The 17,197-nt window shown below is 62.2% G+C and carries 20 protein-coding genes; 15 read left to right on the top strand and 5 right to left on the bottom strand.

Going from position 1 to position 17,197, the window contains the following annotated elements; genetic code table 11:
- Positions 1–84: 84 nt before the first annotated feature.
- From AC1RLZ_RS06140 to flbD, 8 genes are all read left to right on the top strand, one after another.
- On the top strand, positions 85–1,608 hold the full coding sequence (locus AC1RLZ_RS06140) for a flagellar hook-length control protein FliK (RefSeq protein ID WP_493187883.1): 1,524 nt from the start codon (positions 85–87) through the stop codon (positions 1,606–1,608).
- 10 nt (positions 1,609–1,618) lie between these two features.
- A complete protein-coding gene (locus tag AC1RLZ_RS06135; protein WP_493187882.1) occupies positions 1,619–2,326 on the top strand; it encodes a flagellar hook assembly protein FlgD in 708 nt (235 codons plus the stop codon).
- Positions 2,327–2,471: 145 nt separating this feature from the next.
- The gene (gene sciP / locus AC1RLZ_RS06130) at positions 2,472–2,747 is read left to right on the top strand and encodes a CtrA inhibitor SciP (protein WP_002714638.1); all 276 of its coding nucleotides are present in this window, start codon (positions 2,472–2,474) and stop codon (positions 2,745–2,747) included.
- A gap of 171 nt (positions 2,748–2,918) precedes the next feature.
- Positions 2,919–4,532 carry a flagellar basal-body MS-ring/collar protein FliF gene (gene fliF, locus AC1RLZ_RS06125; protein ID WP_371421543.1) on the top strand — a complete coding sequence of 538 codons (1,614 nt, stop codon included), beginning with the start codon at positions 2,919–2,921 and terminating at the stop codon, positions 4,530–4,532.
- 5 nt (positions 4,533–4,537) lie between these two features.
- The gene (gene fliG / locus AC1RLZ_RS06120) at positions 4,538–5,629 is read left to right on the top strand and encodes a flagellar motor switch protein FliG (RefSeq protein WP_371421542.1); all 1,092 of its coding nucleotides are present in this window, start codon (positions 4,538–4,540) and stop codon (positions 5,627–5,629) included.
- The gene (locus tag AC1RLZ_RS06115) at positions 5,629–6,249 is read left to right on the top strand and encodes a FliH/SctL family protein (RefSeq protein WP_493187881.1); all 621 of its coding nucleotides are present in this window, start codon (positions 5,629–5,631) and stop codon (positions 6,247–6,249) included. The genes fliG and AC1RLZ_RS06115 overlap by 1 nt, the downstream gene beginning before the upstream one ends.
- A gap of 21 nt (positions 6,250–6,270) precedes the next feature.
- A complete protein-coding gene (gene fliN, locus AC1RLZ_RS06110; RefSeq protein WP_089262063.1) occupies positions 6,271–6,615 on the top strand; it encodes a flagellar motor switch protein FliN in 345 nt (114 codons plus the stop codon).
- A gap of 52 nt (positions 6,616–6,667) precedes the next feature.
- Complete coding sequence (gene flbD / locus AC1RLZ_RS06105; RefSeq protein WP_371421540.1) at positions 6,668–8,053, top strand: sigma-54-dependent transcriptional regulator FlbD; 1,386 nt, start codon at positions 6,668–6,670, stop codon at positions 8,051–8,053.
- On the opposite strand, the gene AC1RLZ_RS06100 is transcribed toward flbD, so the two are convergent.
- Complete coding sequence (locus AC1RLZ_RS06100; RefSeq protein ID WP_493187880.1) at positions 8,054–8,230, bottom strand: hypothetical protein; 177 nt, start codon at positions 8,228–8,230, stop codon at positions 8,054–8,056.
- Positions 8,227–8,613 (bottom strand): DUF4345 domain-containing protein, encoded by a 387-nt coding sequence (locus AC1RLZ_RS06095; protein ID WP_493187879.1) that lies wholly within the window; start codon positions 8,611–8,613, stop codon positions 8,227–8,229. Before AC1RLZ_RS06095 ends, AC1RLZ_RS06100 begins: the two co-directional genes overlap by 4 nt.
- Positions 8,614–8,787: 174 nt before the next feature.
- On the opposite strand from AC1RLZ_RS06095, the gene AC1RLZ_RS06090 reads away from it, so the two are divergent.
- The 6 genes from AC1RLZ_RS06090 (at position 8,788) to AC1RLZ_RS06065 (ending at position 12,849) form a co-directional block, all read left to right on the top strand.
- The gene (locus AC1RLZ_RS06090; protein WP_493187878.1) at positions 8,788–9,897 is read left to right on the top strand and encodes an ATP-dependent DNA helicase; all 1,110 of its coding nucleotides are present in this window, start codon (positions 8,788–8,790) and stop codon (positions 9,895–9,897) included.
- A gap of 112 nt (positions 9,898–10,009) precedes the next feature.
- Complete coding sequence (locus AC1RLZ_RS06085; protein ID WP_371421537.1) at positions 10,010–10,399, top strand: BA14K family protein; 390 nt, start codon at positions 10,010–10,012, stop codon at positions 10,397–10,399.
- Between the two features lie 215 nt (positions 10,400–10,614).
- The gene (gene msrA, locus AC1RLZ_RS06080; RefSeq protein ID WP_493187877.1) at positions 10,615–11,331 is read left to right on the top strand and encodes a peptide-methionine (S)-S-oxide reductase MsrA; all 717 of its coding nucleotides are present in this window, start codon (positions 10,615–10,617) and stop codon (positions 11,329–11,331) included.
- A 41-nt stretch (positions 11,332–11,372) separates the two neighbouring features.
- On the top strand, positions 11,373–11,786 hold the full coding sequence (msrB, locus tag AC1RLZ_RS06075; protein ID WP_493187876.1) for a peptide-methionine (R)-S-oxide reductase MsrB: 414 nt from the start codon (positions 11,373–11,375) through the stop codon (positions 11,784–11,786).
- Positions 11,787–11,936: 150 nt separating this feature from the next.
- Complete coding sequence (locus AC1RLZ_RS06070; RefSeq protein ID WP_493187875.1) at positions 11,937–12,317, top strand: hypothetical protein; 381 nt, start codon at positions 11,937–11,939, stop codon at positions 12,315–12,317.
- Between the two features lie 247 nt (positions 12,318–12,564).
- Positions 12,565–12,849 carry a hypothetical protein gene (locus AC1RLZ_RS06065; protein WP_068733430.1) on the top strand — a complete coding sequence of 95 codons (285 nt, stop codon included), beginning with the start codon at positions 12,565–12,567 and terminating at the stop codon, positions 12,847–12,849.
- 38 nt (positions 12,850–12,887) lie between these two features.
- Here AC1RLZ_RS06065 and AC1RLZ_RS06060 read toward each other — a convergent pair whose 3' ends face one another.
- The 3 genes from AC1RLZ_RS06060 to AC1RLZ_RS06050 all read right to left on the bottom strand — a co-directional run bounded on the left by AC1RLZ_RS06060 (position 12,888) and on the right by AC1RLZ_RS06050 (position 15,813).
- Complete coding sequence (locus tag AC1RLZ_RS06060; RefSeq protein WP_371421533.1) at positions 12,888–13,412, bottom strand: DUF4112 domain-containing protein; 525 nt, start codon at positions 13,410–13,412, stop codon at positions 12,888–12,890.
- A 114-nt stretch (positions 13,413–13,526) separates the two neighbouring features.
- Positions 13,527–14,756, bottom strand: a complete 1,230-nt coding sequence (locus AC1RLZ_RS06055; protein ID WP_493187874.1) for a GGDEF domain-containing protein — start codon at positions 14,754–14,756, stop codon at positions 13,527–13,529.
- Between the two features lie 286 nt (positions 14,757–15,042).
- A complete protein-coding gene (locus AC1RLZ_RS06050; RefSeq protein ID WP_493188005.1) occupies positions 15,043–15,813 on the bottom strand; it encodes a lytic murein transglycosylase in 771 nt (256 codons plus the stop codon).
- Positions 15,814–16,733: 920 nt separating this feature from the next.
- On the opposite strand from AC1RLZ_RS06050, the gene AC1RLZ_RS06045 reads away from it, so the two are divergent.
- The gene (locus tag AC1RLZ_RS06045; RefSeq protein WP_068733419.1) at positions 16,734–16,970 is read left to right on the top strand and encodes a hypothetical protein; all 237 of its coding nucleotides are present in this window, start codon (positions 16,734–16,736) and stop codon (positions 16,968–16,970) included.
- Positions 16,971–17,197 lie beyond the last annotated feature (227 nt).

Genomic DNA, 17,197 nt, shown 5'->3' with positions numbered 1-17,197 from the left:
TTGAATTATAAGAGATTTCCGATTCAATAACGGCTGGCCCGGTCCTTGCTCAAGGAGGATAGAACTCTTCTGGAAAGGCCCCCCGTGGTTAGCGTTACGCAGGATATCGCCTCAACCGTCTCATTTCAGAGCGCGCGTTCGACTTCGTCCCGCGACGATCAGCGGTCGAACGCCAACAGCTTCGGCTCGCTGGTCGACAGCAACGCCGTTGCCAGCGCCAATAGCGACCGCGCCGCGGCCGCCCAGCCTGATCTGCCAGCACCCGCACGGCGCGACGACACGCGCTCCTCAAGTAATGACCGCACGCGGCAGGCCGACGATCGCGCCGACGACGCGGCCGCCAATGCACGTGGCCGCGACACCCAGGCAGCCGATGCCGCGCAGGACTCCCGCAAGGCGAAGAAGAGCGACCCGAGCGACACGAAGGTCGATTCCAAGGCCGACGCGAAGACGGGCGACAAGACCGACACCAAGGACGCCCCGTCCAAGGATACCGACAAGACAGCAACAACCGACGCCGACGCAACGGCCTCAACCGAGAAACCCGTCGCGGTTGCCGCCGTCGCCGTTGCGATCCCCGTGCCTGCGGCCACGACCGATGTTACAGTAGCTCCAACAGCGCCCGAAACCACCGGCGTTGCACAGCCTCTCGCCATCGCTGCAGCCGTTTTGAAAGCCCAGACAGCAGTGACCGAAGCCGCAACGGTTGACGCCGAAGCGGCGCCTGCAGCGACGCCCCCGGAAGCCGAAGCGAATTTCGCGGCACTTATCGCATCCGCGACGCCTGCGGGCGGCAAAGCCGGCGCGAAGAAGACCAGCGCAGCCGATGCCACAACGGCATCAACGGCTGAGGTCAAATCAGAAGACAAGACCAAGACCACCGAGACAGCGTCCGCGCGGCCAGCCGACGCGGCCGCAGCGGCAACAGTCGGCAAGGACGCCAAGCCGGGCGACAAACCCGCCGATGGCGTAGCAACCGACCCGACCGCTGTTGCACCGGAAGCTGCAAAGCCTGCGGCTGGCGCTGCCCATGAGCGTCGTACCGAACACACCGCCCAGGCTGCATTACCGGATGTAGCTGCGCCGACCACCAATAGCTTGCAGCAGCAGCCGTTGCAGGCCACACCGACGCCGATTGCAGCTGCGCCTCCGCAATTGACCGCCACGGTCGCGACCAATGCGCCAGTGCCTTTGAACGGTGTCGCCGTCGAAATCGCGCAGAACGCCAAATCGGGAAAGAGCAGCTTCGACATCAGGCTCGACCCTGCCGAACTCGGCCGTATCGATGTCCGGCTCGAAGTCGACAAGCATGGCAATGTCACCTCCCACCTCACGGTCGAGAAGCCGGAAACCCTGACCATGCTGCGCCAGGATGCGCCGCAACTGCAGCGCGCGCTCGAACAAGCCGGCCTCAAGACCAGCGACAGCGGACTACAATTCAGCCTGCGCGATCAGTCGCAAGGCCAGCAACAGAACAGTGGCGAGAATTCGGGCCGCAACGCCCAACGCCTTGTGATCCACGACGACGAGTCCGTGCCTGCGATTGCTGCGGGCCGCGGTTATGGCCGCATGCTGGGATCCAGCAGCGGCGTCGACATCAGTATCTGAGGAGCAAACCATGGCAGTCGATACAGTAGTGAACCCGGTCGTATCCGGTACGTCACCGACCTCCGGCTCATCGAGCAGCGGCAGCTCGACACCAACCACGGGCATCGCGGATAATTTCCAGACATTCCTGACGCTGCTGACGACGCAGTTACAGAACCAGAATCCGCTCGATCCGCTCGATACCAATCAGTTCACGCAGCAGCTGGTGCAGTTCGCGGGCGTCGAACAGCAGCTCAAGTCGAACGATCAACTGAAATCCCTGGTCGATCTTGGCAAGGCTACGGAAGCGACGCAGGCGCTCATCTATGTCGGCAATAACGTCGCCGTTGATGGCAGCACGGCGCAATTCAACACGTCGGCCACATGGAATCTGCTCGCCGATAAGGACTCTACAGCCACCGTCAACATTACGAATCCGGCAGGTAACGTTGTCTACACCGGCAAATATACGTTGCAGTCGGGCAACGGTACTTTCGTATGGGACGGCAAAGGCAATGACGGCGTTCAGTATCCAGCAGGGGCCTATAAGCTGACGGCAACGGGCAAGGACGCCAACGGCCGCGATGTTGCCATCTCCACGGAAGTCCAGGGCGTTGTCGATTCCGTCGATCTGTCAGCGAGCCCCGCCCTGCTCTCGATCAACGGCGCCAACTATACGGTCGACAAGATCAAGCGTGTGGTGCGTGCGACGACACCGCCGACGACTCCGACAACCTGACGCTGCGACGCATCATCTCCTCGGAACGACATTTCCAACCAAATCCAGTTCTATTCGCATTGGAGTTGTAGGCTTAGGCAAATTTTAAGTCGCTGGGCGTAGATTGTTGAAGTGAGTTCAGTGGTTGAGAGTTTGTGAGTACGCCATGACAGAACCCCATCGCCCGAGGGTCAAATACGTCATCGGGCCTGACGGCAGTCCGTTAACAATTGCGGATCTGCCCGCGCCCGGAACCAAACGGTGGGTCATCCGCCGCAAAGCCGAAGTTGTGGCCGCCGTCCGCGGTGGCCTTCTGTCCCTGGAGGAAGCCTGCAGCCGTTATACGCTGACAGTCGACGAATTCCTCTCCTGGCAGTTCTCGATCGACCAGCACGGTCTGGCCGGACTGCGGACCACCCGCATCCAGCAGTATCGCCAGTAAACGAATCGTTAATATTTCCAATTCGATGAAAACCGGCTCCCTCGCGGGAAGCCGGTTTTCGCCATTTTGCCGTATTTTTGCCACCCGTTAACCGCCGTTAACCATATCGAAACCATACCCCGGCAAAATTTGCCCAGTCGGTCCCTGAGGCCGAATCTCAGGGGCTGGTTCGTGCAGAGTCTTCTAAGTTTCCTTAAAGGTCTCGGCGCGGCGCGCCTGATGGCGATGGTTGCGGTGACCGCCGCGCTCATCGGCTTCTTTGCTTTCGTCATCATGCGGGTCACCACGCCGCAAATGACCACCCTCTTTACCGATCTCAGCGTCGAGGACTCTTCGGCGATCATCAAGGACCTGGAGCGCCAGGCCATTCCTTATGAGCTGAAGAACGACGGTGCCGCCATCATGGTGCCGAAGGACAAGGTCACCCGGCTCCGCATGAAGCTCGCCGAAGGCGGCCTGCCCAAGGGCGGCGGCGTGGGGTACGAGATCTTCGACAAGTCGGACGCTCTTGGAACAACAAGTTTTGTTCAAAATATCAATCACTTACGGGCTCTCGAAGGTGAATTGGCGCGAACCATCCGCGCGATCGACCGGGTGCAGTTCGCCCGCGTTCACCTTGTCCTGCCGGAACGTCCCCTGTTCTCCCGCGAAGCGCCTGAGCCGTCGGCCTCGATCGTGGTCCGCGTCCGCGGCGCCCTCGACCCGCAGCAGGTCCGGGCGATCCGCCATGTCGTCGCCTCGGCGGTTAACGGCCTGAAGCCCACCCGGGTCTCGATCGTCGACGAAGCCGGACAGTTGCTCGCCGACGGCGCCGCCGACGCGACCATGGAAGGCGCCACCGGTGACGAGCGCCGCGCCGGCTTCGAGAAGCGGATGCGCAGCCAGGTCGAAGCGATCGTTTCCTCGGTGGTGGGCGCAGGCCGGGCGCGGGTCCAGCTCACAGCCGATTTCGATTACAACAAGGTCACGCAGACTTCCGACAAATTCGATCCCGAAGGCCGGGTATTGCGCTCCAGCCAGAGTCGCGAAGAATCCTCCGCAGTCGGCGAGCGGGATGGCCAGGTCACCGTCAACAACGAACTGCCAGGCAATCAGGCGGCAGGCAATACGGGGACAGCGAAGGATCAAAGCAAGAAGTCGGAAGAAACCAACAATTACGAAATCTCCCGCATCACCAAGACCGAAGTTACCGAAGCGGGCCGTGTCAATCGCATCTCGGTCGCGGTCCTGGTTGATGGCAGCTACACCAAGAACGAGAAGGGCGAGCAGGTCTACGCCCAACGCCCCAAGGAAGAACTCGATCGCATCGCAGCGCTGGTCCGTTCGGCCATTGGCTTCGACCAGAAGCGCGGCGATCAGGTCGAGGTCGTCAACCTGAAATTCGCCGAGGGCCCAACTGTCGTTCCGACGCCGGAGCCGACGGGTCTGCTCAGCATGATGCAGTTCACCAAGGATGACGTGATGCGCGTCATCGAACTCGCGGTCATGATGCTGCTCGGCCTGGTCGTGATGTTCATGGTCATCCGCCCGCTGGTCCGCCGCGTCCTCGCCTCCGAGCCAGCGCCGGCGCTCCCTGCAGCCAACGCCCTCGTTCTTCCCGACGGTGTCGCCCTCAGCGCAGACGGACAGACCGTCATTCCCGCCGGCGGCCCCAACATGATCGACGTCGCGACCATCCAGGGTCAGGTCCACGCGCAATCCGTGCATCGCGTGGGCGAACTGGCCGATCGTAACCCCAACGAAACCGCAGCCATTGTTCGCGCATGGCTGCAGGAACCGGCGTGATCTGAATGGCATCCGTTCCGCAAACCACTGGCGACAACAGCAGCGACATCGCCAGCGTCGTAGCGTCGCTCGCACAGCGTCAGGGTGGCCGCGCGCCGGCGAAGCCGCTGAGCGGCCCAAAGCGCGCAGCCATCCTGATGCTGGCGCTGGGCGAACAGTATGGCGGCAAGGTCTGGGCGCAGCTCGACGACGACGAAGTGCGCGAGCTTTCACTTCACATGTCGTCGCTCGGCACCATCGAGCCGGAGACAGTCGAAGATCTGCTGCTTGAGTTCGTGTCGCGGATGTCCGCCTCAGGCGCCCTGATGGGCACTTTCGATGCCACCGAGCGTCTGTTGACCCAGTATCTGCCGTCCGAGCGCGTCAGCGGTATCATGGAAGAAATCCGCGGCCCTGCAGGCCGCAACATGTGGGAAAAACTCTCCAACGTGCAGGAAGAGGTTCTCGCGAACTACCTGAAGAATGAATATCCGCAGACCGTCGCCGTGGTGCTGTCAAAGTTGAAGCCGGAGCACGCGGCGCGCGTCCTCGGCATCCTGCCCGAGGAGCTCGCGCTCGACGTTATCAACCGCATGCTCAAGATGGAAGCGGTGCAGAAAGAAGTCATCGAGCGCGTCGAACAGACGCTGCGCGTCGAGTTCATGTCGAACCTCTCGCAAACCCGTCGTCGCGACGCGCACGAAGTCATGGCGGAAATCTTCAATAACTTCGACCGTCAGACCGAAACGCGTTTCATCACCTCGCTGGAAGAAGACAATCGCGAGGCGGCTGAGCGCATCAAGGCGCTGATGTTTACCTTCGACGACCTCATCAAGCTGGATGCCGGCTCGGCACAGACCCTGATGCGCAGCATCGACAAGGACAAGCTGGGTATCGCTCTGAAGAGCGCCAACGAGGAAGTCCGCGCCTTCTTCATGGGCAACATGTCGTCCCGCGCCGCCAAGATGCTGACCGATGACATGGCCGCGCTCGGCCCGGTCCGTCTGCGCGACGTCGACGAGGCACAGGCGCTGCTCGTTAATCTCGCCAAGGATCTCGCGGCCAAGGGCGAAATCGTGCTGACCAAGAACCGCGCCGACGACGAGCTGGTGTATTGATGGCCGCCCCTGCAAAATTTCTGTTCGATATGGACTTCGCAGCGCCCGACAAGACGCGTGCGCCCGCGATCACGCCCGCGGAGATCGCGGAGAAGGTCGCCAACGCCGAAGCCCAGGCCTATCGCGCCGGATTCGATGCAGCCCAGCGCGAAGCCAAGGCCGAAAGCGACCGTCGCGCTGCATTGGCGCTGGAACAGATCGGCGTTGCGATTTCCTCGATCTCGTCGCGCTTCGGGGCCATCGAAGAAAAGATGGAGACTGAAGCTGTCGATGTCGCGGTGTCGGTAGCACGCAAACTCTGCAATGAATTGATCGCCGTCGAGCCGCTCACCGAGATCATGGCTCTGGTCCACGACTGTTTCAAGAATCTGGTGTCGACGCCGCACCTCGTGGTGCGCATCAACGACCAGCTCTACGACGAGGCACGCGACCGGATCGAGAAACAGGCCAAGCAAAGCGGCTTCGCCGGCCGCCTCGTCATTCTCGCCGAGCCGGACATCGAAAATGGCGACTGCAAAATCGAATGGGCGGATGGCGGAGTTGTGCTGGAGCGCGCAACCATCGACGCCAAGATCAACGAACTCGTCGGACGCTACATGGCGTCGCGCAATCAGGCCTGACAGGGCTGTGAGGACTAGAACATGAGCGATCCCCAAGTGCCGCTTCCCGACCTTAATGCCACCGATCCCGGCGCGATGGGAGACGTTGGCTATGCTGATGAGGAACAGGTCACGCGTATTGCCGCCGACCTCGAGGCGGTATTCGACGTTCCGGTTCAGGTATCGGCCGTGCTCGGCCGCTCCAAGATGGGTGTCGGCGAGTTGCTGAAGCTCGGGCCAGGCACCGTGCTCGAACTCGACCGCCGGGTTGGCGAAGCGATCGACATCTACGTGAACAACCGCCTGGTGGCGCGCGGCGAAGTCGTCCTCGTCGAAGAAAAGCTCGGCGTCACCATGACTGAAATCATCAAGGCTGAACGCAGCTAATCGAGACAAACAGCGCCTCAATGGCGCGACCACGAGATAACAGGAGATCACCATGCGGCTTCTTATCGTTGGCACCCTGAAGGGTCAGCTTACCACCGCCACCAAGATCGCCATGGATAATGGAGCCTCCGTCGTTCATGCCGAAGGGCACGACCAGGCAATGGGGGTGTTGCGCGGCGGCAAGGGTGCAGACCTGCTGCTGGTCGATGTCGCTCTCGACATCCGCGACCTCGTGATGCGGCTGGAGGCTGAACACATCCATGTGCCTATCGTCGCCTGCGGCATCACCACCGATGCCCGTGCCGCGGTTGCCGCGATCCATGCCGGCGCCAAAGAATACATCCCGCTGCCGCCGGACCCGGAACTGATTGCCGCTGTCCTCGCCGCCGTCGCCAATGACTCCCGCGACCTGATCTATCGCGACGAAATGATGGGCAAGGTCGTCAAACTGGCACAGCAAATCGCCGGCTCCGACGCGTCGGTGATGGTCACCGGCGAGTCCGGTACCGGCAAGGAAGTGCTGGCGCGTTACGTCCACACCCGCTCGAACCGCGCCAAAAAGCCGTTCATCAGCATCAACTGCGCGGCGATCCCGGAGCATCTCCTGGAGTCCGAGCTGTTCGGCCATGAGAAGGGCGCCTTCACCGGCGCGATCGCACGGCGTATCGGCAAATTCGAGGAAGCCACCGGCGGTACGCTGCTGCTCGACGAAATTTCTGAAATGGACGTCCGCCTGCAGTCGAAGCTGCTACGCGCCATTCAGGAGCGCGTCATCGACCGCGTCGGCGGCACCAAGCCGGTGCCGGTGGACATTCGCATCATCGCAACGTCGAACCGCAATCTGTCCGACGCCGTGCGCGAGGGCACGTTCCGCGAAGATCTGCTGTTCCGTCTGAACGTCGTCAACCTGAAGATCCCGCCGCTGCGCGATCGGCCGGCCGATATTCTCGAACTGGCACAGCATTTCGCCAAGAAATATGCCGACGCCAATGGCGTGCCGGTGCGCCCGATCTCCGCCGAAGCGCGCCGCGTGCTCACCGCCAATCGCTGGCAGGGCAACGTCCGTGAGCTGGAAAACACCATCCACCGTTCGGTCCTGATGGCCTCGGGCGACGAAATCGGCCCCGATGCGATCCTGACTCCGGACGGCGATCGCCTCGATCTCGCCAAGACACCGCCAGCCGTGGCGCATGCCACCATGGCAGCGGAGACGGTGACCCGCGCTCTGGTCGGCCGCACCGTGGCCGATGTCGAACGCGATCTCATTTTGGAAACGCTGAAGCATTGCCTCGGCAACCGGACCCATGCGGCCAACATTCTTGGCATCTCGATCCGCACGCTGCGCAACAAACTGAACGAATATGCCGATGGCGGCCTGCCGATCACCCCGGCCGGAGCAGGCGCCGGCGACTATCGTGCCGCCATGGGCGCGATGTAATCAGACGAATTGCGACGCGCCTTGCGAATAGCTGGGCGCGTTCTGCTTACGAAAGATCTTGATCGGATCACCCGGCGTCAGTTCTTGCCGGGTGAACATCGCATAGGCGTAGAGCGCGAGATAACCGATCGAAATCGCGCCGATGATATAGACGATCCAGGCGCCAATCCGCTTCATGCCGGGGTATCCCTTCGGACCAGATGGCGATGCCACAGCCAGATCAGCGGCACGACCACGAGCTCGCCGATCAGGCTGATCAGCAATCCCACGGTCGGAAAGCCGTGACTGAGCACCGCCAGCAAACGCGCGGCGGCGCCGAATACGAGTATGAAGGTCAAGATCGAAATGCGTTCGCCACGCTTTTCGATCTGCGGGATCGCCGACCAGTAGATCAGCCCGACCGCCACCAGCACGCCCTTGATGAAGCGCACATAGCCTTCCATCGTCACGCCGAGCCTGACACCCGACAGGCTGGTGCCGAACAGCACGCCGGTCAGGCCGAAGGTGATGGCGACAAGGCCGACGATCGCCAGCGCGATCTGAAGCAGTCTGCGTTCCAAAATGGGCTCCCTGGACTCAAGCAGCCTATAACTGCGTCATGGGGCGACAATGAGCAACCGGCCACGATGGCGCACGCGACCTGGAGGTCTCCGACTTGCGTCAAGCGCCTGAATGGTTAGCTTTCCCCGCTGAGTCGCAGCAAAATGAGCTGCGAACCGCTTTCCAGAGACACTATGCCCACATTTACCCCGCATCAGGATGCCGCCCTGAAAGCCGTCGACGACTGGCTGAAGGCGAAACCAGGCCGCAACGGCACACCGCAGGTGTTCCGGCTGTTCGGCTTTGCCGGCACCGGCAAGACGACGCTGGCGCGGCACGTCGCCGACAATGTCGATGGCGAGGTGAAATTCGCAGCCTTCACCGGCAAGGCGGCCCTGGTGATGCGCAACAAGGGCTGCGACGGCGCCTCCACGATTCACTCGCTGATCTATCGCGCCCGTGAGAGCGGCGAGGAACAGCCGAATTTCGAATTGTGGGATGACGCACCGGCTTCAAAGGCCAAGCTGATCGTGATCGACGAATGCTCCATGGTCGACGCCGAGCTTGGCCGCGACCTGTTGTCGTTCGATTGTCCGCTGCTGGTGCTGGGCGACCCCGCCCAGTTGCCGCCGATCCAGGGCGGCGGTTTTTTCACCGAGACCGAACCCGACGTGATGCTGACGGAAGTGCATCGCCAGGCCGAGCATGATCCGATCGTACGCATGTCGATGGATGTGCGCGAGGGGCGCTCGCTGCAGCCCGGGCAATACGGCCTCAGCGAGATCGTCTCGCGCAAGGCGCTCAATCCGGACCGCGTGATGGCCGCCGATCAGGTGCTGGTCGGACGCAACAATACACGGCGCGCCTACAATATGCGCGTGCGTCAGAAACTCGGCATCGAGGACCTGTTGCCGGTGGCCAATGACAAACTGGTCTGCCTGCGCAACAACCGCAAGAAAGTGCTGTTCAACGGCGGCCTGTGGCGCGTGAAAGCGCGCGCGGCATCGAAGTCGCAGATCATCACCATGCGGATTTCGCCGGACGAGGACTTCGGCGGCAAGGTCACCAAGGTGTCGGTACGCGCTGACTGCTTCTCGGGTGGTGTCGAGACGCTGCCATGGGAGCAGCGCAAGCCTTACGACGAATTCGACTACGGCTATGTGCTGACCGTGCACAAGAGCCAGGGCTCGCAATGGGACGATGTCGTTCTGTTCGATGAGAGCTTTGCATTTCAGGAGAGCCGCGCCCGCTGGCTCTACACCGGCATCACCCGCGCCGCGAAACGCTTGAGCATCGTGGTGTAACGCGCGTATCTTGCAGCATGCGTTGATCTGACGCATCTCGGCTGACTATGATTGTGGAACCATACGACCGTCCAAGCATTTATTCCACTTACGCATAATTAAGGAGTTCGATATGCATCCCGCGAAAATCCTGACGATGGCCACGATGATCGGCGCGAGCGTGCTGACGGTTTCCGCACCGGCAACGTCTGCGCCGCTGGTTAGTCAGCCCGGCCTCGCCAGCGCCGTACCGTCGGCCACTGAAAACGTGCAGTATTATCGCCGTTACGGTTATGGCCCGCGCTATGGCTACGGTCCTCGCTACTATCGCCGGGGACCCGACGCCGGCGCCGTGATCGGCGGCCTCGCAGCGGGTGCCATCATCGGCGGCGCGATTGCCGCCGGCCAGGCCAACGCCGCAGCCCAGCAGAACGCAGCCTATTGCGCGCGGCGCTATCGCTCCTACGATCCAGCGTCAGGCACATATCTGAACAACGACGGCAACCGTTATCCTTGCCCATAAGCGGACTGCTTATCATTGACCGAAGAGCCGCGGAGCACATGTTCCGCGGCTCTTTCGTGCCCATCCAGATCCTCACGAACTCGTGTCCTGTATCGCGTAACGGCCGGCATCCTCTTCCGTATCTCCGATGTGCCGACCGGAAATGCCGATTGCGAACCACGGGCTCCGGTCTAGACTGCCGATACCCGGCCATCGACCATCCAAGAGGACCTGCTATGCGCCGCTCCCTGTTCAGCCGCCTCTCGCTCTGCGCCTTTGCAGGCGCATTGGCGATTTCAACTGCCATCGTTGCCCCTGCTTTTGCTGCCGAAGAGGCCGTCATCATTCCCGCACCCACGACGGACACGCCGGCCGCGACCGGCATTCAGACTGCGGTGATTGCGGGTGGGTGCTTCTGGGGCGTCCAGGGCGTATTCCAGCACACTGCGGGCGTCGTCAACGCCGTGTCCGGCTATGCCGGCGGCTCCAAGAGCTCCGCCAATTACACCGCGGTAAGCACTGGCTCGACCGGCCATGCCGAAGCCGTCGAGATCAAATACGACCCGCAAAAGATCAGCTACGGCAAGATCCTGCAGATCTATTTCTCGGTGGCGCACGACCCGACCCAGCTGAATCGCCAGGGACCGGATTCAGGCACGCAATATCGGTCGGAAATCTTCGCGACCACGCCGGAGCAGAAGAAGGTGGCGGAAGCCTATATCGCCCAGCTCAATGCCGCGAAGGTCTACAAGAAGCCGATCGTCACCAAGCTCGGAATGCTCGAAGCCTTCTATCCTGCAGAGGCCTATCATCAGGACTACCTGACGCTGCACCCGAACCAGCCCTATATTGCCTATAACGATATTCCGAAGGTCGAGAACCTGAAGAAGATCTTTGCCCAGAACTATATCGAGAACCCGACGCTGGTGAGCGCGTCGAAGGTCACAAACTGACCTGAGTGCTCGCAGCCCCGGCCGATCGGGAAGGAGAAAGAATGACCGATACCAAGACAACGCCCGGCAAGGTCGAAAAGAGCGAAGCCGAGTGGCGCCGCGAGCTGACCCCGATGCAGTATGCGGTGCTGCGCGAAAAGGCGACGGAACGTCCGTTCACCGGCGAGTACGAGCATGACCATACGCCGGGCACCTTCGTCTGCGCCGGCTGTGGCCAGACCCTGTTCGAATCCGACGCCAAGTTCGATTCTGGCTGCGGCTGGCCGAGCTTCACGCAGCCCTCACAAGAAAGTCATATCGACGAAGAACGTGACGTGAGCCACGGCATGATTCGCACGGAAGTACTGTGTTCGAAGTGTAATGGTCATCTCGGGCATGTGTTCGACGATGGTCCCGGCCCTACGGGATTGCGTTACTGCATCAACTCTGCGGCCTTGAAACTTCAGCCTAAATAAATACGTATCTGGTATCGAACTGTTTCCATGCCTCGCGCGACTCATCGAAGTCTCGCGGGGCATTTCTGTCCCAACCTTTGCCCACTGCCTGTTACTTGAACATGCCCCAGTGGCATGCACGTTCGCGACGAAGAATAAGAAAGTACCAAGATGTCTACCCGTTCGAACCGTTTGTTGCTCGGCTTTGCACTTGCGGGTCTGATCCTCGAAAGCCTGGTGTCCCACCCCGCACTGGCGACCGACAAGGTGTCGCTGTTCAAGGTGATCACAGCCAGGGACGAGATCATTATCGGCATTAACGATGACCAGCTCTCCACCTTCGAAACCAAGAATGCCGGCGGCGTCGCCAAGCATCTGGTCCAGAAGGGTACCCTCACGGCCTGGCAATACGGCGTGCGCAAGGCTGAAGCGGGCGCGCTCGAACAGGCTCCGCTGCGGCAGGTGGGCCTGATGTCGAATGACGCGCTGCGGGTCGAACCCTACACGACCCCCCTCAAAATCGTGCCGCTCCCTGACGTGACCGGACAATAGGCAAATATTGGCCGGGCCTATGCCGCTGCCCATGCCTTGAGCGCGCGCTAAGCTCTTTAAATCACAAAGCTATTACAGCAATACCGTCCGCGCGCCGCGATTCATCATGCTGTATCGCAGGTGTCGCAATTGGCCAAAACGTGCTTATATTGGGGTCTGTCCTGAAATGATGTTCCGCGCGCCGCCGGATCGGCTGCATTGCGAATGAAGCGTCGTTTCGTTGCGTATTCAGATGAGGTCCCCGACCATGGCAGCTTTCAGCTACAACACCGCAGCCGAACTCTTCCCCGCCGCGATCCGCAAGAAAAAACGTGCCGGTTTCGCCTATCGTCGTTTTGATACGGCCGCCGCTGCTGTGCAGTTTGCGATCGAGGAGTTGCCCGCTGACTCGCTGAACGGCGCCTATCTGCAGGTCGAGGAAGCGCGTTTCGACCAGAGCGGCATTCGCTCGCTCTATGAGAGCCAAGACTTCCCGCTCGAGCGCCGCGTGCGCGCTGAAGAGCCTGCGACCGACGACGCCGACGCGGCTTGAGCGTTACCAATTGAGTCAATCGCAGCCCGGACTCTGAACTAGAGTCTGGGCTGTTTTTCGAGCCACTTCCGCAGCATTCTGACGTTGCGGACATTGGCCCTGAACATCACGTCGAACGCATCGCCGACAAACGGCACGATGCCGACTGCGCCGTCCAGCGCCACATTACCGAGCATGCGCGCCGTGAGGTGCCAGGGCGCACCGAGCGCCCGCGCCTCGCGCACCACCCATAGCGAGATCGCCGTGGTGATGATGTCGCCCAGCACCGGGATCAAGCCGATCAGACCATCGATGCCGTAACGGATCTTCGTGCCCGGCAGGACGAAGGCGACGTCGAGCAGTTGAGCCAGCGCATCCAGCCGCGCCAGCCGTTGCTCGCGCGTGAGATTGGCAAACGGATTGGCGCCTGCTCCGAAGTCGAACCGGAAGCCCTGCACATCCGGCCGAAGTTGCTCGGGCCGAACCTCAAAACCATCCTGATCAATGATCGGACCATGCGCCGACGACGCCGGCTTGCGCGGGCGGCTGGCATCGAAAGTGTATGATTGACCTGTGCTGACCATGGCCGTGACATGGGGGCTGGGCGCAAACTATGCAAGCGGCATCGCGTCACGCCCTGCCCGGCGCGCTCATCGACCTCACCCGCGACAGGACGATGAGCCGGGCCTGCGGAACCATCAGGCCAGCTTGCGGGCGCGGTCGATGGCTTCATCCATGTCGAGTTCCGGCACCATGGACGGCGCTTCGAGATCGCAGATGGCGAAGCGGTTCTTGCCGTCGTTCTTGGCGGCATAGAGCGCCTGGTCGGCGGCTGCGATCAGCCGTTCCGGATATTGCCCGACATGCGGTTGCCACTGCGCAACGCCGATCGATGCGGCGACCGAAATCTCGCCCGGCGCACAAGCAGCAGCATCGAGGCGGCAGGTCTCGAGGATGCGGCGCGCAATGGCGGCGGCTTCATTGAGCGTGGTGGACGGCAGGATGATGCTGAACTCGTCGCCGCCGGAACGCGCCAGGAGATCGCCGGGACGCAACTTGTTCTGGGTCATCAGCGTGAAGTGCCGCAGGCAATCGTCGCCGGCAGCATGGCCGTAGCCGTCGTTGATTTCCTTGAAGCCGTCGAGATCGATGGCCAGCAGCGCGAACGGCTTCTGCGTGCGGCGCGCCAGCGCACATTCCTCGGTGAGGCGCTGCACGAGATGACGACGATTGGCGACGCCGGTGAGATCGTCGACCAGCGCGAGTTCAGCGACTTCGCCGCGCAGCCGGTCGATGGCCATCAGCAGGAATCCGAAATTCCATGACATCGCCAGGAACACCAGCACCAGCACCATCATGGCCTGGAAATTGTTGAAATTGGCGAAGGTCATGCCGCCGCCGATCTGCGTCAGCGCGGCGACGGAGCGCACGGCATGCACGGCGATGAGCACGATGGCGAGCCAACCGGCGAGACGGGCGCCGGCATTGCCGCCGCCATCCTTGCGCGACAGCAGCAGCGGCACGGTCATGGCAATCGTGACCGACTGGCCGGCGGAATAGATCATCACGCGCATCGCCATGTCGTCGTGCCACAGCGTGAACAGCAGCAGCCCGGCCATGCTTGCGGCGATGACGGCCACTTGCGGGCGCCATCCGGCAGGGCGGCCGTAGAACTGGAGCATGCCGATGGTGGCGAGACTGGTGGCCAGCAACAGCAGACCGTTGCCCAGCATGATGCTGACCAGGGGATTCACATCGACGCTGCGCAGGATCGAGACGCAGGTGCCGAGTGCCCCGGTGAAAGCCGCCGCGGTCCAGTAGCGCGCGGCATGCAGGTTGGGATAGCTGGTGGCCACATAGGCCCAAACCACGCCCAGCGCGAGAAAATTGACGGTGAACACCGTGAACAGCGTACCGACGTTCAACATCGGCCGGACCCGCCGCGTCGTGTGCCGCGCAGTCGCGCGCTGCCGTCGATCCCCGTCACCATCGTCACACTCACCGCTCGTTCCCAGTGAGTGGTAAAATGCGACGGCGACGCTTAACGGAATCTGACTCGCGGCGGATAATCCCCAGCGTGGTTTTGAAAGGGTGAAAGGGAATGGGTTAATCCGACCTTCACCATCAGGGTTCCCCGGGTTCGCCCAGCGGCCGCGCGGCTTAACAAGAGTTTAACACCGCGCGCCCGTCAGCCTGCCGTCCCCGTCCCGTGGCCTATCGCCCCGCCACCAGCCGGTCGGCGAAATAGCCGATGGTCTTGCGATAGATCGTGGCCCTGTTCCACTCGCGCATCGCCTCGAAATTCGCCGTGCCCTCGCCGTAAGGCTGGCCGCCCTTGAAGCCCGCCATGTGCAGCAGGTTGGCGGTGGAGGCCAGCACGTCCGGCACCGAATGCCGGAGATCCACATGGCCGTTGCCGTCGAAATCGACGCCGTACTTGATATAGCTCGACGGCAGGAATTGCGTCTGGCCGATCTCGCCCGCATAGGCGCCGATCAGGTCGCGCAGAGGCAGGTCGCCGCGCTGCAGGATCTTCAGCGCGGCCAGCAATTCACCCTGGAACAGTTCGGTGCGGCGGCAGTCATGCGCCATGGTGGCGAGAGTGCGGATCACCGGCATCTTGCCGATATCGCCCTTGCCGAAATCCGACTCGAGGCCCCAGATCGCCACCACGATCTGCGGCGGCACGCCGAAGCGCGCCTCGATGCGCGACAGCAGCGAGGCGTGGCGCTGCATCATCTGCAGGCCCATGGAGATGCGGCCCTGGCCGACGCGGGTCGAGACGTATTGCTCGAAGGTCTTGTTGAAGGTGCCGCGCTGGCGGCGATCGAATGACAGCACCGCGGGGTCCTGCGTCACGCCGGCAAAGGCCTGCGAGATCACCCCCTGCGACACGCCGGCAGCGGCCGCCTCCTGCGACATGGCCGCGATGAAACCCTGGAAATCGCCGCCGCATCTGGCGGCCTGCGAGGCCGTGGGCGTCATGGCGAGCGCGGCAAAAGACACAGCGGCAATGGCAATGGCGGTGATACGAGTCATGAAAAACCTGCTGGGGTTGGCGATACCGGAGTGTGGCATGAGCGATGTGTCCGGACAACGGCGGCCCCTCGCCGGCACCGAACCTCCCGCAACGGACCTGTCACCGGACATGCGTCATCGCCCCTGTTGTTTGCGGCGCGGGGGCGCCGTCGTCCCTTGCATTCCCGCCCCCTGGCGAGAGGGCATGCGGAACGCCGGGTGCCCGATGCCCCCCTGGGCCTGACGCCGATGCGGTCGTCCGCAAGGGAATGCGTCAGGACTTTCGGAGCCACCGGGATCAACCCGGCGTTCCGCATGCGGCGGGTGGTGACGGCTCGCTTCGCGACAACCCCTGGTGACCGAACCTGTAGTTTCATCACCACTCCAGAGACTGCCCGCTCTCCGCTGGAGAGTCCGGCTGGCCTCATGGCACAAGGCGATGTGCCGGGATCTCGCGACTTGGACCGCTCGCCTTTGAAGACGGTCGTCCGCCGTGTGGTGCAGGAGATCTTGCCGTCTTTGGATAGGCCGGCCCGTCTGTCCCAGTGGTATCCTGACCACAGCAGAGCCGTCCTGCCCGCGGGCAGCCGTCCTTCATGCACCGCGCGACGCCGCATCTCCAGCGTCCACCGCATCCCGCCCCGCAATCGTGACGATCGCGATCGCCCCTCTCGGTGGGACGGAGCGGATCATATTCCTCTTGCCAGATCCGTCAAGAACAAAAAGAGACCATTGCAGCCTCAAGCCGGCCGGCGCCCCGCGGGAGGCCATGGTCCGCCCGTCCCGTCATCACCCGGACACCCCTCACGATTTTTTGCCCACAACCGCATGCATGCCCCGCGCCGATTGGCTTTGACTTCGGCCGCGCCATCGCCCACTTAACCGCCATGGCCAAGAAACCCGGTACCAATCCCAAAGGCGAATTCGCCTTTTTCAACGTCTTCTATGAAGACGGCTCGCAGCGCTCCAACCGCCGCGTGCCCTCGGAGCTGCTTGGCGGCCTCGACGGGGATGAGCCGGCCAAGGCCGCCATCGCCGAGCAGGACCGCGAGATCGCCGAAAAGTCCGGCCGCCCGGCGCTGGAGATCAAGAGCGTCGAGCGCGTGGGCGCGAAGAAGAAGTAGGCTGCCTTTACTTCATCTGAATTTAAGAATGGCCGGGCTTATCCCGGCCATTTTGCGTTCTGGGTGCGATCAACGGGAGAGGCGGCTAGCACCTTTCGAGAGACCGCCCCAACGAACAGTTATTAACCGAAGTAATTCACTTGCCCGACTCGCGCTTCGGTAGTAGGCGGAGGGTTTGGCAACGCTTCCAACCGGAGCGGACCTCACGACGGTGATCTGTCAGGAGC

It is taken from the genome of Tardiphaga sp. GW822-FHT04G09, from assembly GCF_058800725.1.
The sequence above is the reverse complement of the archived record's forward strand: the minus strand, read 5'-3'. Positions and strand labels throughout refer to the sequence as shown.

What these genes read in the sequence shown, in the direction of transcription:
- flbD (WP_371421540.1), top strand. Translation starts at nt 6,668, where the DNA reads ATGCGGCTTCTTATCGTTGGCACCCTGAAGGGTCAGCTTACCACCGCC.
- AC1RLZ_RS06115 (WP_493187881.1), top strand. Translation starts at nt 5,629, where the DNA reads ATGGCCGCCCCTGCAAAATTTCTGTTCGATATGGACTTCGCAGCGCCC.
- AC1RLZ_RS06090 (WP_493187878.1), top strand. Translation starts at nt 8,788, where the DNA reads ATGCCCACATTTACCCCGCATCAGGATGCCGCCCTGAAAGCCGTCGAC.
- AC1RLZ_RS06085 (WP_371421537.1), top strand. Translation starts at nt 10,010, where the DNA reads ATGCATCCCGCGAAAATCCTGACGATGGCCACGATGATCGGCGCGAGC.
- AC1RLZ_RS06060 (WP_371421533.1), bottom strand. Translation starts at nt 13,412, where the DNA reads ATGGTCAGCACAGGTCAATCATACACTTTCGATGCCAGCCGCCCGCGC.
- AC1RLZ_RS06045 (WP_068733419.1), top strand. Translation starts at nt 16,734, where the DNA reads ATGGCCAAGAAACCCGGTACCAATCCCAAAGGCGAATTCGCCTTTTTC.
- msrB (WP_493187876.1), top strand. Translation starts at nt 11,373, where the DNA reads ATGACCGATACCAAGACAACGCCCGGCAAGGTCGAAAAGAGCGAAGCC.
- AC1RLZ_RS06065 (WP_068733430.1), top strand. Translation starts at nt 12,565, where the DNA reads ATGGCAGCTTTCAGCTACAACACCGCAGCCGAACTCTTCCCCGCCGCG.
- msrA (WP_493187877.1), top strand. Translation starts at nt 10,615, where the DNA reads ATGCGCCGCTCCCTGTTCAGCCGCCTCTCGCTCTGCGCCTTTGCAGGC.
- AC1RLZ_RS06055 (WP_493187874.1), bottom strand. Translation starts at nt 14,756, where the DNA reads ATGTTGAACGTCGGTACGCTGTTCACGGTGTTCACCGTCAATTTTCTC.
- sciP (WP_002714638.1), top strand. Translation starts at nt 2,472, where the DNA reads ATGACAGAACCCCATCGCCCGAGGGTCAAATACGTCATCGGGCCTGAC.
- fliG (WP_371421542.1), top strand. Translation starts at nt 4,538, where the DNA reads ATGGCATCCGTTCCGCAAACCACTGGCGACAACAGCAGCGACATCGCC.
- AC1RLZ_RS06070 (WP_493187875.1), top strand. Translation starts at nt 11,937, where the DNA reads ATGTCTACCCGTTCGAACCGTTTGTTGCTCGGCTTTGCACTTGCGGGT.
- AC1RLZ_RS06100 (WP_493187880.1), bottom strand. Translation starts at nt 8,230, where the DNA reads ATGAAGCGGATTGGCGCCTGGATCGTCTATATCATCGGCGCGATTTCG.
- AC1RLZ_RS06135 (WP_493187882.1), top strand. Translation starts at nt 1,619, where the DNA reads ATGGCAGTCGATACAGTAGTGAACCCGGTCGTATCCGGTACGTCACCG.
- fliN (WP_089262063.1), top strand. Translation starts at nt 6,271, where the DNA reads ATGAGCGATCCCCAAGTGCCGCTTCCCGACCTTAATGCCACCGATCCC.
- AC1RLZ_RS06050 (WP_493188005.1), bottom strand. Translation starts at nt 15,813, where the DNA reads ATGACGCCCACGGCCTCGCAGGCCGCCAGATGCGGCGGCGATTTCCAG.